This is a genomic window from Herbiconiux sp. (genome assembly GCF_023264895.1).
Classification (GTDB): Bacteria; Actinomycetota; Actinomycetes; order Actinomycetales; family Microbacteriaceae; genus Herbiconiux.
The window spans coordinates 1-11496 of the sequence record NZ_JAHFUY010000119.1; the positions used below are offsets into that span (position 1 = coordinate 1).

The 11496-nt window shown below is 69.0% G+C and carries 14 protein-coding genes and 1 tRNA gene; 9 read left to right on the top strand and 6 right to left on the bottom strand.

Annotation, left to right across the window (positions count from 1 at the left end; genetic code table 11):
* Positions 1-833: 23S rRNA (guanosine(2251)-2'-O)-methyltransferase RlmB (gene rlmB / locus Q0D57_RS17645; protein WP_291046499.1), on the top strand; the 833-nt coding region annotated here is incomplete at its 5' end.
* Positions 834-843: 10 nt separating this feature from the next.
* Here the strand turns inward: rlmB and Q0D57_RS17650 are convergent.
* Both Q0D57_RS17650 and ugpC read right to left on the bottom strand, forming a co-directional pair.
* Positions 844-2127 carry a DUF4032 domain-containing protein gene (locus Q0D57_RS17650; RefSeq protein ID WP_291046501.1) on the bottom strand — a complete coding sequence of 428 codons (1284 nt, stop codon included), beginning with the start codon at positions 2125-2127 and terminating at the stop codon, positions 844-846.
* A 2-nt stretch (positions 2128-2129) separates the two neighbouring features.
* On the bottom strand, positions 2130-3230 hold the full coding sequence (gene ugpC, locus Q0D57_RS17655) for a sn-glycerol-3-phosphate ABC transporter ATP-binding protein UgpC (RefSeq protein WP_291046503.1): 1101 nt from the start codon (positions 3228-3230) through the stop codon (positions 2130-2132).
* A 194-nt stretch (positions 3231-3424) separates the two neighbouring features.
* Between ugpC and Q0D57_RS17660 the strand changes: the two genes are divergently transcribed.
* Both Q0D57_RS17660 and Q0D57_RS17665 read left to right on the top strand, forming a co-directional pair.
* Positions 3425-4393 carry a thioredoxin domain-containing protein gene (locus Q0D57_RS17660; protein WP_291046505.1) on the top strand — a complete coding sequence of 323 codons (969 nt, stop codon included), beginning with the start codon at positions 3425-3427 and terminating at the stop codon, positions 4391-4393.
* Positions 4394-4449: 56 nt separating this feature from the next.
* Positions 4450-4525: transfer RNA gene (locus Q0D57_RS17665), tRNA-Thr, on the top strand.
* Between the two features lie 22 nt (positions 4526-4547).
* Here the strand turns inward: Q0D57_RS17665 and Q0D57_RS17670 are convergent.
* The 4 genes from Q0D57_RS17670 to msrB are packed head-to-tail and all read right to left on the bottom strand — an operon-like array spanning position 4548 to position 7332.
* Positions 4548-5132, bottom strand: coding sequence for a hypothetical protein (locus Q0D57_RS17670; protein ID WP_291046508.1), 585 nt, complete (start codon positions 5130-5132; stop codon positions 4548-4550).
* 12 nt (positions 5133-5144) lie between these two features.
* Positions 5145-6368: an MFS transporter gene (locus Q0D57_RS17675; RefSeq protein ID WP_291046511.1), complete on the bottom strand. Its 1224-nt coding sequence runs from the start codon at positions 6366-6368 to the stop codon at positions 5145-5147.
* An 11-nt stretch (positions 6369-6379) separates the two neighbouring features.
* Positions 6380-6907, bottom strand: a complete 528-nt coding sequence (locus Q0D57_RS17680; RefSeq protein WP_291046533.1) for a nitroreductase family protein — start codon at positions 6905-6907, stop codon at positions 6380-6382.
* 17 nt (positions 6908-6924) lie between these two features.
* The gene (gene msrB / locus Q0D57_RS17685; RefSeq protein WP_259525159.1) at positions 6925-7332 is read right to left on the bottom strand and encodes a peptide-methionine (R)-S-oxide reductase MsrB; all 408 of its coding nucleotides are present in this window, start codon (positions 7330-7332) and stop codon (positions 6925-6927) included.
* A 54-nt stretch (positions 7333-7386) separates the two neighbouring features.
* On the opposite strand from msrB, the gene Q0D57_RS17690 reads away from it, so the two are divergent.
* From Q0D57_RS17690 to groL, 6 genes are all read left to right on the top strand, one after another.
* Entirely contained in the window at positions 7387-7851 is a 465-nt protein-coding gene (locus tag Q0D57_RS17690) for a GNAT family N-acetyltransferase (protein ID WP_291046515.1), read from the top strand.
* Between the two features lie 57 nt (positions 7852-7908).
* Positions 7909-8157: a DUF3263 domain-containing protein gene (locus Q0D57_RS17695; RefSeq protein ID WP_310795558.1), complete on the top strand. Its 249-nt coding sequence runs from the start codon at positions 7909-7911 to the stop codon at positions 8155-8157.
* Between the two features lie 15 nt (positions 8158-8172).
* Entirely contained in the window at positions 8173-8733 is a 561-nt protein-coding gene (locus Q0D57_RS17700; protein WP_291046519.1) for a LytR C-terminal domain-containing protein, read from the top strand.
* Positions 8734-8886: 153 nt separating this feature from the next.
* Entirely contained in the window at positions 8887-9090 is a 204-nt protein-coding gene (locus Q0D57_RS17705; RefSeq protein WP_259486230.1) for a cold-shock protein, read from the top strand.
* A gap of 53 nt (positions 9091-9143) precedes the next feature.
* Entirely contained in the window at positions 9144-10211 is a 1068-nt protein-coding gene (locus tag Q0D57_RS17710) for a DUF3048 domain-containing protein (RefSeq protein ID WP_291046524.1), read from the top strand.
* 120 nt (positions 10212-10331) lie between these two features.
* Positions 10332-11496: chaperonin GroEL (gene groL / locus Q0D57_RS17715; RefSeq protein ID WP_291046528.1), on the top strand; the 1165-nt coding region annotated here is incomplete at its 3' end.

Here is an 11496-nt window from a genome sequence, read left to right on the forward strand (position 1 = left end):
AGGCCGACGACAGCGAGATCGTGACCGGCCGCAACTCGGTTGGCGAGGCGCTCCGCGCGAAGATCCCCGCCACGGCGCTCTACGTCGCCTTCCGGGTGGAGGTCGACGAGCGCGTCAAGGAGGCGCTCTCGCTCGCCACCAAGCGCGGCATCCCCGTCATGGAGGTCATGCGGCCCGAGCTCGACCGGCTCTCCGGCCACGACGCCGTGCACCAGGGGCTCGCGCTCAAGGTGCCGCCGTACGAATACGCGCACCCCGAGACCCTCCTCGACCAGGTGCAGCGCCGGGGTCAGAAGCCGCTGTTCGTGGCCCTCGACGGCATCACGGATCCGCGGAACCTCGGTGCCATCATCCGCTCGACGGCCGCGTTCGGCGGTCACGGCGTGATCGTGCCCCAGCGCCGCTCGGTGGGCGTCACGGCCTCGGCCTGGAAGACCTCCGCGGGGGCCGCGGCCACCACGCCTGTCGCGATGGCCTCCAACCTCACCCAGACGCTCAAGGCCTTCAAGGCCGCCGGCGTGTTCGTGGTGGGTCTCGACGGCGGGGGAGACACGGATCTGCCGGGCCTCGACTTCGCCGACGGGCCGATCGTGGTCGTGGTCGGGAACGAGGGCAAGGGCCTCTCGCGCCTCGTCACCGAGACCTGCGACGCCATCGTCTCCATCCCGATCGCATCGGGCACGGAGTCGCTGAACGCCGGCATCGCCGCCTCGGTCACCCTCTACGAGATCGCGCGTCAGCGTGGGGAGAAGAAGGCCACCAAGGCCGCGTCGAAGGCAGCGGCCTACGCGGCGAAGGTGGAGGCCGAAGGGGCCCCCACCACCGAGGCCTAGCCCTGCAGACCTAGACCGTCAGGCGCCAGTCGGTCTCGTCGTCGTCCGCCACCGGGATGGGCAGCGTGAACGCCCCGGTCGGCGGATCGATGACGGTCGCCTCGTCGCGCCGGTGCCGCAGCACGCTGTCGATGTAGTCGGTGAGCGCCTCGGCGAGCGGCACGTCGCGGTTCTGCCGCTGGCTCATGAACCAGCGGTGCTCGAGCAGCTGGTGGAAGATCTCGGCCGGCTCGAGCTTGCCCCGCAGGTCGCGCGGGATGGCGCGGATGACGGGCTCGAAGACCTTCGCGAGCCACTCGTGAGCCACCATCTCCTCGTCGTACTCCTTGCGGCCGTAGGTGGCCGTGTAGGAGTCGAGGTCGTTGAGCAGCCGCCTGGCCTGGTTCTCTTGGGCGTCGAGCCCGGTGAGCCTCAGCAGCCGTCTCTGGTGGTGGCCCGCATCCACCACCTTGGGCTGGATGCGCACCGTGGTGCCGCCCTCGGTGGTCTTGATGGCGAGCTCCTCGATGTCGAAGCCGAGGTCGTTGAGCCGGTCGACGCGCTCGTTGATGCGCCAGCGCTCGGAGGAGCTGAACGACTCGGATCCCGTGAGCTCCTTCCAGAGCGAACGGTAGGCCGCCACGATGCCGTTGGAGACGGTGATCGGATCGAGGTCCTCGTCGGCTCGACCGCCGGCCTCGAGGTCCATGAGCTCGCCCGCGATGTTGACGCGTGCGATCTCGAGGTCGTTCTCGCGCTGGCCGTTCGAGAGGCCGTCGTAGAGCTGGCCGGTCTCGGCGTCGACGAGGTACGCGGCGAACGCGCCCGCATCCCGCCGGAAGAGGGTGTTGGAGAGCGAGACGTCGCCCCAGAAGAACCCGGCGATGTGCAGGCGCACGAGCAGCAGGGCGAGAGCGTCGACGAGCCGGGTGGCGGTGTCGGGGCGCAGCATCTGCGAGAACAGCGCCCGGTAGGGGAGCGAGAACTTCAGGTGCCGGGTGACGAGCACCGAGCGGAGCTCATCGCCGTCGACACCGGTGCGGTTCGTGATCACGGCGAGCGGGTCGACGCACGGGATGTCGAGCCGCTGCAGGTTGCGGAGCATGTCGTACTCCCGCTTGGCCATCTCGTCGGTCGTCTCCTTGATGGCGACGACGTGGCCCGAGAGGTGCGCGAAGCGCACGAGGTGGCGGGAGATGCCCTTGGGCAGCGCGGCGATGTACTCGTCGGGCCACTCGTCGAGGGGCAGCTGCCACGGCAGATCCAGCAGAGCCGGATCCGCCGTGGCAGAGGTGATCGAGAGGGAGGTCGTCACCGTCAGCTGACGACGGCCTTGTTGCCGAGGCGCTCGCCCGACTCGAGGTCGAACAGGTGCACGTGGTTCGGGGCCGCCGTGAGGTAGACCTTGTCGCCCACGAACGGGTGCGAGCGGCCGTCGACGCGGGTGACGATGTCGGTGCGCTTGCCCTCGATCTCCGAGTGGCCGTAGAGGTAGCCGTCGGCGCCGAGCTCCTCGATCAGGTCGACCGTCACCTCGAGACCCTCGCCGGGGGTGGAGGAGAGCACGATGTCCTCGGGGCGCACACCGATGGTGGCGCTCGTGGCGGAGGAGCTCGCGAGGGTCTCGCGGTCGACCGGCACCACGGAGGTGCCGAACTTCACGCCCGCGTCGGTGAGGTCGGCGTGGAAGAGGTTCATGGCGGGGGAGCCGATGAAGCCTGCGACGAACACGTTGTTGGGCTTCTCGTAGAGGTCGCGCGGGGTGCCGACCTGCTGCAGGAGGCCGTCCTTCAGCACGGCGATCCGGTCGCCCATGGTGAGGGCCTCCGTCTGGTCGTGGGTGACGTAGACGGTGGTGACGCCGAGGCGACGCTGGAGGCCCGCGATCTGGGTGCGGGTCTGCACTCGGAGCTTCGCGTCGAGGTTCGACAGCGGCTCGTCCATGAGGAACACCTGCGGCTGACGCACGATGGCGCGGCCCATGGCGACGCGCTGGCGCTGGCCGCCGGAGAGGGCCTTGGGCTTGCGGCTGAGGTAGGGCTCCAGGTCGAGCAGCTTCGCGGCCTCGAGCACGCGGGTGGCCCGCTCGTCCTTGCCGACGCCCGCGATCTTGAGCGCGAAGCCCATGTTCTCGGCCACGGTCATGTGCGGGTAGAGGGCGTAGTTCTGGAAGACCATAGCGATGTCACGGTCCTTCGGCGGGATGTCGGTGACGTCGCGGTCGCCGATCAGGATGCGACCCTCGTTGACCTCTTCGAGGCCGGCGAGCATGCGCAGGGAGGTGGACTTTCCGCAGCCGGAGGGGCCGACGAGCACGAGGAACTCGCCGTCGGCGATCTCGAGGTCGAGCTTGTCGACCGAGGCGCGCGTGGCGCCCGGGTAGATGCGGGACGCCTTGTCATAGGTGACAGATGCCATGATTCATTTCTCCTTCACCGGCAGGTACGTGCCGGACGATCCGTAGTGATGGATGTGATGCCGGGTCGACGTCGTCGGCGGCCCACCGCACATTATGTCACGGGTGTAGGAGTACAGGATGTGCGCGGTCAACTCCCAGATCAGGTCCCTACTATCCTTGAGTCATCCCCCACGACCCCCGGAGTAGTACACGCATGAGCATCAGCGGAGCCGAAGACCCACGGCAGTCGAAGAATCAGCGACGTGAGGCGGCCCGCGAGAAGGCCAAGCAGCTCCGGGAGAGCCAGCGCAAGAAGGATGTGCGGAACCGCGTCATCCTGATCAGCTCGCTGAGCGTCGTCGTGATCGCGATCATCGTGGGCGTGACGCTCGTCATCACCTCGACCATCCGCCCCGCCGGCCCCGGCCCGGCGAACATGGCCAGCGACGGCATCCAGATCGGCGCGGGCCTCGTGGCCGTCGAGACCCCGGCGCTCGCCGCGGGCGAGGAGCCGGTGCCGACGGTCAACGACCCCGACTCCGGTGTCGTCGACATCCGCACCTACGTCGACTACCTGTGCCCCTTCTGCGGCCAGTTCGAGGCCACCAACAACGAGCAGATGACCGAGTGGATCGAGTCCGGCGCCGCCACCGTCGAGGTGCACCCGCTGTCGATCCTCGACCGGGCCTCGCTCGGCACGCGCTACTCCACCCGCGCCGCCAACGCCGCATCCTGCGTGGCGAACTACGCGCCGGACCAGTTCTGGAACTTCAACAAGCTGCTCTTCGAGAACCAGCCCGAGGAGAACTCGGAGGGGCTCGACGACGCGACGCTCAAGGAGCTCGTGGGTGAGGCGGGTGTGACGGACCAGGGCCGGATCGACACCTGCATCGACGACGTCGAGTTCCGCGGCTTCGTGGCCGACTCCACGTCGCGTGCGCTGCAGGATCCGCTGCCCGGCACCGACGAGCCCGTCAAGGGAACGCCGACCGTGCTCGTGAACGGCCAGAAGTACGAGGGCTCGATCACCGACGCGGATGCCTTCGCGGCCTTCGTGGTGCAGGTCGCCGGCGAGGCCTACGACACCTCCACCTCGACGCCCACGCCGACCCCGACCGAGGCCCCCGCCCAGACGCCCGCTCCGGCCGAGACGCCTGCTCCGGCCGAGACGCCGGCGGGCTGACCCGCCCGGCCCCGGGCCCTGCGGGGCTCGTGGCTACAATGAGGTGTCCCACACCAGCCGGCCTGGCGCAATTGGTAGCGCACCGCTCTTGTAAAGCGGGGGTTACGGGTTCGAGTCCCGTGGCCGGCCCCATTCGTCCCGATCGCCCACCTGCCTAGCTGCGGGGCGGGCTGGGGGGTAGCGGATAGCGCCATTCGCTCTCCGCTCCGTCAGCAGGATCGCCGGTCCAGCGCACGGTGATCGTCGAATCGGTCGTGCCCATGGTCCGCAGGGCGATGAAGGTCATGACCTCGTCGGGCAGGAGGTCGGGCCCGCCATCGACGGCCTCCGGCCCTATCATCGACTCGTGCGCGGAGACGGTGACGCCGTGAGCGATCGCATCTCCGATGTTCTCGAGGATGTATCTGTCACCCTGGAAGTGCTTCAGAGACCATCGCACGCGGGGCTGAAGCGCCGCGGCCAGGAGAGTGTTGGGATCGCGCTCGCGGGCGGCCAGGCTCTCGACGGAGTCGGCAATGCGGGTGAGGGCGTCTATCGTGAGGGCGGATGCGCGCTCGGCGCGCTCGGCGGCGGCTTCGCTTGCGCGCTGAGCCCGTTCGGCATGTCGGGCGTCTGACGCGGCCTTCTCGGCATCCTGCCGCTGACCGCGGCGTGTGAGCAGCACCGTGGCGGACACACCGGCCAGGGCGACCAGCGTGGCGATCGCCTGGATGAGTGTCGCTACGCCATCCCAAGCCATGCGGCGACCGTATCAGCTGCCCACGACTCGGGAGTCGGGCATCAGAGAGGTGCGGCGGTCGAGGGTGAAGGAGATGGTGAGGACCACGAGGCCGAGGGCTGCCAGGGCGACGCCGACGGCGGCGGGGGAGAGGTAGCCGAAGCCCGCCGCGATGACGACCCCGCCGAGGGCCGCGCCGAGGCTGTTGCCGACGTTGAGGGCCGAGTGGTTGAGGGCCGCCGCGATCGACTGGGCGTTGTGCGAGACATCCATGAGCCGGGTCTGCACCGCGGGCGAGCACGCACCGGCGAAGATGCCGATGAAGAAGATGCTGATGAGCAGGCCTGGGACGGTCTGCGCGGTCAGGGCGAACGCCAGCACCGAGAGCCCTACGCCGACGAGGCCCAGGGCGAGCGACAGCTTGACCGAGCGGTCGGTGAGCCAGCCGCTCACGAAGGTGCCGATGGTCATGCCGACGCCGAAGACCACCAGCACCCACGGCACGAAGCCCTCGTCGAGCCCCGTCACGTCGGTCACCACGGGCGCCACGAAGGTGTAGACCGCGAAGATGCCGGCGAAGCCGATCGAGCCGAGCAGCAGCGTGAGCCATACCTGCGCCCGCGTGAAGGCCGAGAGCTCGTTGCGGAGGGTGGCGGTCGGATCACCCGGCTTCAGCGGCACCGCGATGGCGATGGCGATGAGGGTGACCACGAAGATGACGGTCACGAGGAGGTAGGTGCTCCGCCAGCCGAACGACTGCCCGAGATGTGTGCCGATCGGCACCCCCACGACGTTCGCGATGGCGAGACCGCCGAGCACGAAGGCCACACCGCGGGCGCGCTTTCCCGGCCCCATGAGGGATGCCGCCACGAGCGACGCGATTCCGAAGTAGGCGCCGTGCGGCAGAGCGCTGAGGAAGCGGGCCACGAGCACGAGCTCGAACGAGGGCAGCACGGCCGAGAGCAGATTGCCCGCCACGAACACGCTCACGAGCCCCACGAGCAGGCGCTTGCGCGGCCAGCGGGCCGCGGCCGCCGCGATCGTGGGAGCCCCCACCACGACACCCAGCGCATAGGCCGACACGAGCCACCCGGCCTGCGCGTTCGCGGCGGCCGGGTCGGCGGCGTACTGGGCCGGCAGGAGGTCGGCCGCGATGTTCGGCAGCAGCCCCATCGTGACGAACTCCGTCACACCGATGCCGAAGCCGCCGAGCGCGAGCGCGAGAAGCGCGAGCCGGCGCCGCGCGGGAGAGTCCACGCCCGGCCCGCTCAGAGGCTCGAGAGGTGCTGCTCGACCTTGATCCGGCCTCGCGCGCGGGGCTTGCGCGCCCGCTCGGGGAGCCCGCCCACGTAGAGCCAGCCGAGCAGCTCCTCGTTCGCCTCGAGGCGATGGGCCTTGCGCACAGCCTTCGTGCGGGTGAGCGAGCCCGTCCGCCAGAAGACCCCCCAGCCCGCCTCGTCGAGCAGCAGCGAGATGTTGTGGGCCACTCCGGATGCCACGGCCTCCTGCTCCCAGCGCGGCACCTTCTTCGAACCCAGCGAGGCGACGATCGCGAGGATCAGCGGGGCCCGCCTGGCCTTCTGCCGGTGCTTCTCGGCATCCTTCCCCTTCTTGCCCTCCGCCTTGGCGAAGCCGTCGCCGACGCGGTCGCGGGCGTCACCGCGGATCTCGATGACCCGCCACGGGCGCAGACCGCTGTGGTCGGCGAGCTGGCCGGCCGCCTCGACGACCGAGACGATCTCGGCGTGGGTGGGCGAGACATCCGTGACCTTCGACGACGACCGCCGGGCGAGCATCGCCTCGCGGGCGCCGCTCACGCCTCGTCGGCCGATTCGAACGTGAGCGAGACGGAGTTCATGCAGTAGCGGTCGCCCGTGGGGGTCTGCGGGGCGTCGTCGAAGAGGTGCCCGAGGTGGGAGCCGCAGTTCGAGCAGCGCACCTCGGTGCGCACCATGCCGAGCGAACGGTCCTCGATGAGCTCGACCGCGTCGGAGCCGCTCGGGTCGTAGAAGCTCGGCCAGCCGCAGTGCGAGTCGAACTTGGTGGTGCTGCGGAACAGCTCCTGGCCGCAGGCCTTGCACTTGTAGACGCCCTCGCGGCTCTCGTCGAGCAGCTCACCCGTCCACGGCCGCTCGGTGGCGGCCTGGCGGAGCACCGCGAACTCCTCGGGCGAGAGCTCGCTCTGCCACTCGTCGTCGGACTTGGAAACCTGATAGCTCATTGCTGCTCCTGCGTGTGCTGGGGGACCTTCGATCATCCCACTAAACTCTGGCAGGTGCCCGACCACGCCCTCATCACCAAGCCCTGGAGCGAGCTCTCGATCGAGGAGCTCTACGCCTTCGTGAAGCTCCGCACCGACGTCTTCCTGGTGGAGCAGAAGGTCGACGAGGCGGAGCTGGACTGGCGCGACGCCGAACCGACGACGCTGCACTACTGGGTCGAGCGCGAAGGCGTGACGGCCGCCTACCTCAGGGTGCTGGAGGACGCCGAGCCCGAGCACGCCGACGCCCGCCGGCTGATCGGCCGCGTCGTGGTGCATCCGGATCACCGGGGCGCGGGCCTCGCGCTCGCCCTGCTCGAGCGGGTCGTGGCGGACTGGGGGCACGAGGCGCTCCTCCTGCACTCCCAGAGCTACATCGCACCGCTCTATGCCCGCGCCGGTTTCGAGGCGTTCGGCGAGGAGTACGTCGAAGCGGGCATCCCGCACATCTCCATGTACCGGGCCGGCCGCCCGGACTGACGGGGCCTCGCGTGGCTATCGGCTCCCGCCAAGCCCCGCGCCAATATGATGTGGCTCATGTTGGACGACCGCGACACCCGAATCCTCCGCTTCGAGCGGAGCTGGTGGCGGCACGCGGGCGCGAAGGAGCAGGCCATCCGCAAGGAGTTCGGCCTCTCCTCGGCCCGCTACTATCAACTCCTCGGTGCGCTGATCGACTCCCCGGCCGCTCTCGCCCACGACCCGATGCTCATCAAGAGGCTCCAGCGGGTGCGCGACGCGCGCCTGGCCGCACGCTCCGCCCGCCTCCTCTCGCGCGACGACTAGGACACCCCCTCACCCATGTCATTCCCAGAGGACAGCTTCGACCGCCTGCCCGCCCACCGAGAGCGCGTGGGTGCCCATCGCGGACCGGCGCCGCGCGGTCGCGGTTGGATGGTGCTCGCCTGGGCGGCCCTCGCCACCGTGCTGCTCGTCGGCGGCGGCATCACCTACCTCGCGGTGATCAACGACAACATCCAGTTCACCGACTCCAACAGCCAGGCGGCCACGCCGGCCCCGGAGGAGACGGCGGCGCCGGAGCCCGTCGCGCCCATCACCGACGGCACCCTCGCGGTGACCATCCTGAACGGCACCGAGAACGTCGGTCTCGCCGGCCGCGTGGGAGAGGCGGCCGTCGCCGGCGGCTGGAACGTGGCGACCCAGGCCAACGCCAGCACCACCGACTTCGCCACGACGACCGTCTACTACGAGGATCCGGCCAATGAAGCCGCCGCCCTCGGGCTCGCCCAGCTGCTCGGCGGGGCCGCCATCGAGCTGTCGTCGAACTTCCCCGGTGCCGCCCTCACGGCGGTGCTCGGAACCGACTACGCGGGCCCCGGCCTCGAGGCTCCCGTCGCCTGATCGGCCGCAATATTTCGCGCGTGTTTCAGTCGTGTTGAGTTGCGGTCACGATGTGCAGAATTCACCGTGCAGCCCGGTGCGTGTTGATTAGTATCTGGAAATGGTCGTGGCAACTGTGTCACCTCTGCAGAAACACAGCACTTGGGAGTAACAATGGCGAACGGAACCGTCAAGTGGTTCAACGCTGAAAAGGGCTACGGCTTCATCACCGTCGACGGAGGTGGACAGGACGTGTTCGTCCACTACTCCGCGATCGACATGTCGGGCTACAAGGTCCTCGAAGAGGGCCAGCAGGTCGTGTTCGAGGTCGGAACCGGGTCGAAGGGTCCTCAGGCCGAGTCGGTCCGACTGGCGTGACGCGCCGGATCCGTCGGGGTCCGCGCTCACTCGGTCGACGCTAGTCTGTGCTGGTGTTCAGCCGAGTGAACGGTGCCGTGCGCATCGCAGCAGGGTCCATCGCCGTCGTGACGGCCGTGGCCCTCGCCGCGTGCACGAGCGACGACTCCCCGGCCCCGCCGAGCACGGTCACGCCCACCGCCGCGTTCTCGTCGGACTTCGTGGAGACCGAGCCTCTCGTTCCGGCGCCGCTTCGCGGAACGCTCGTGCCCGAGGGAGCCCTCACCGGCCCGTCGCTCGCGGCGAAGGTCGACAACCACGAGGAGGCGCGGCCCCAGCTCGGGCTCGAGCGCACCGACATCGTGTTCGAGGAGCTCGTGGAGGGCGGCCTCACGCGCTATGTGGCGATCTGGCAGTCGGACGTGCCCGAGCTGATCGGGCCGGTGCGCTCGATCCGCCCCATGGACCCCGACATCGTGTCGCCCTTCGGTGGCATCATCGCGTTCTCGGGCGGCCAGGAGCAGTTCGTCGACATGATGCGGAACACCCCCGTCTACAACGCGATCCACGGCGAGGCCGACACCGAGTCCACCTTCTACCGGATCGACGGCTACTCCAGCCCCCACGACGTCGTCGTGCGCGCTCAGCAGCTGATCTCCGAGCACTCCGACATCGCGGCACCCGCGCAGCAGTTCGCCTACTCGGTCGACGCCCCGTCCTCCACCGCGGGCCTCGACGGCGCCCCCACCGCGTCGATCGACCTCCGCTTCTCGGACGAGCGGTTCCCGGGCTGGGTGTGGGACGAGACATCCGGAACCTGGCTGCGCTCGCAGGAGGGCTCGCCCGACCTCGATGCCGAGGGCGCCCAGCTCTCGGCGGTCAACGTCGTGGCACTTCGCGTCGACGAGGTCTACGATTACGACGCCGAGGTGCCCCAGGCCGTCCTGGTCGCCTCGGGCGAGGGCTGGGTCTCGACCGGCGGGAAGACCGTGCACGCCACGTGGTCGAAGGATGCGCCGACGGCCCCGATCCGGCTCGTCGACGATCTCGGGGCGACCATCCGCCTGGCGCCCGGCAACACCTGGGTCGAACTCGTCCCCAACGATCAGGGCAGCGTGACGATCGTTCCTCCTGCCGCGTAACGCGGCGTGACGTCACTTGCACTCGGGCATCCCGAGTGCCAATATTGGTTTAGCACTCGAAGCAACTGAGTGCTAACCACCTGAATCTTTGATGACGTCCAGGGAGGACGAGAAACACACATGGCAAAGATCATTGCTTTCGATGAAGAGGCCCGCCGCGGCCTCGAGCGTGGACTGAACACGCTCGCCGATGCCGTCAAGGTGACGCTTGGCCCGCGCGGCCGCAACGTCGTCCTCGAGAAGAAGTGGGGCGCTCCCACGATCACCAACGACGGCGTGTCCATCGCCAAGGAGATCGAGCTCGACGACCCCTACGAGAAGATCGGCGCCGAGCTCGTCAAGGAGGTCGCCAAGAAGACCGACGACGTCGCGGGCGACGGCACCACCACCGCCACCGTGCTGGCCCAGGCGCTCGTGAAGGAAGGCCTCCGCAACGTGGCCGCCGGCGCCGACCCGATCTCGCTCAAGAAGGGCATCGAGAAGGCCGTCGCCGCCGTCTCCGCCGAGCTGATCAAGAACGCCAAGGAGATCGAGACCAAGGAAGAGATCGCGGCCACCGCGTCCATCTCCGCGGCCGACCCCGAGATCGGCGCGATCATCGCCGAGGCCATCGACAAGGTGGGCAAGGAAGGCGTCGTCACCGTCGAGGAGTCGAACACCTTCGGCACCGAGCTCGAGCTCACCGAGGGCATGCGCTTCGACAAGGGCTACCTGTCGGCGTACTTCGTGACCGACCCCGAGCGCCAGGAAGCGGTCTTCGAAGACCCCTACATCCTGATCGTGAACTCGAAGGTCTCGAACATCAAGGACCTGCTGCCGATCGTCGACAAGGTCATCCAGACCGGCAAGCAGCTCCTCATCATCGCTGAGGACGTCGACGGAGAGGCGCTGGCGACCCTGGTCGTCAACAAGATCCGCGGCATCTTCAAGTCGGTCGCCGTCAAGGCCCCCGGCTTCGGCGACCGTCGCAAGGCGCAGCTGCAGGACATCGCGATCCTCACCGGCGGCCAGGTCATCTCCGAGGAGGTCGGCCTCAAGCTCGAGAACGTCTCCCTCGACCTGCTCGGCCAGGCTCGCAAGGTCGTCATCACCAAGGACGAGACCACGATCGTGGAGGGTGCCGGCGACGCCGAGGCCATCGCCGGTCGCGTGGCGCAGATCCGTGCCGAGATCGAGAACACCGACAGCGACTACGACCGCGAGAAGCTCCAGGAGCGTCTCGCCAAGCTCGCCGGCGGTGTCGCGGTCATCAAGGCCGGTGCCGCCACCGAGGTGGAGCTCAAGG